The 1,022-nt window shown below is 68.3% G+C and carries 1 pseudogene; it reads left to right on the plus strand.

Features of this window, described 5'->3' with window-relative positions:
* Window positions 1-1,000, plus strand: a pseudogene (locus tag G3436_RS26700) (NfeD family protein); the annotation flags it as partial.
* Window positions 1,001-1,022: the final 22 nt, after the last annotated feature.

Here is a 1,022-nt window from a genome sequence, read left to right on the forward strand (position 1 = left end):
GCACCAACCTGGGCGCGGCCACCCCCGGTGCAACTGGGCGGCTTGCCGGGCACACCGAACGCGCCGGAGCAAAAGCCCACCGCCGCAGACGACACCCTCACGCGCAAACAGGTCAACGACGCCGCCGCCTACATTCGCGGCCTGGCGCAACTGCGCGGGCGCAATGCCGACTGGGCGCAAAAGACCGTGCGTGAAGCGTCAGCCTGTCGGCCAGCGAGGCGCTGGCGCTCAAGGTGGTCGACCGCTGGCCAGCGACCTGCCCGACCTGCTGCGCCAGCTCGACGCAGCCAACTAGCAGGTCGCCGGCCAGGCGCTGACGCTGCACACCCGCGATGCGACCGTGATCGAGCACCTGCCCGACTGGCGCACGCAACTGCTGGCGGTGATCACCCACCCCAGCGTGGCGTTGATCCTGATCATGCTCGGGGTGTACGGGCTGATTTTCGAGTTCATGAACCCCGGCTCCGGGGTTGGCGGCGTGGTCGGCGGGATCTGCCTGCTGCTGGCGCTGTACGCCTTGCAGTTGTTGCCGGTGAACTACGCCGGGGTCGGGCTGATCCTGCTCGGCCTGGCATTCATGATCGCCGAGGCGTTCATGCCCAGCTTCGGCGTGATCGGCGTTGGCGGGATTGTCGCGTTCGTGGTGGGCGCGGTGATCCTGATGGACACCGAAGTACCTGGCTATGGTATCCCGTTACCGTTGATCGTCAGCCTGGCGGTGCTCTCGGCGCTGCTGCTGGGCGCGCTGGTGGGCATGGCCCTGCGTGCGCGCAAGCGGGCGCTGGTGAGCGGCGATGCCGGGCTGGTGGGCAGCCTGGTGCAGGTGCGCGCCGTGGCCATCGACAACCCGTGCAACGCCTGGGTGCAGGCCCAGGGCGAACAATGGCAGGCCCACAGCACCACACCGTTGCACGTGGGCCAGACGGTCCGGGTGCTGGCCCGTACTGGCGTGCAGTTGAGCGTCAGCGCTGCCGCCGACGCGTCGGCGCAAGGAGACTGAACATGTTCATGCAACTGGGTTT

This window comes from Pseudomonas brassicae, assembly GCF_010671725.1.
Lineage (GTDB): Bacteria > Pseudomonadota > Gammaproteobacteria > Pseudomonadales > Pseudomonadaceae > Aquipseudomonas > Aquipseudomonas brassicae.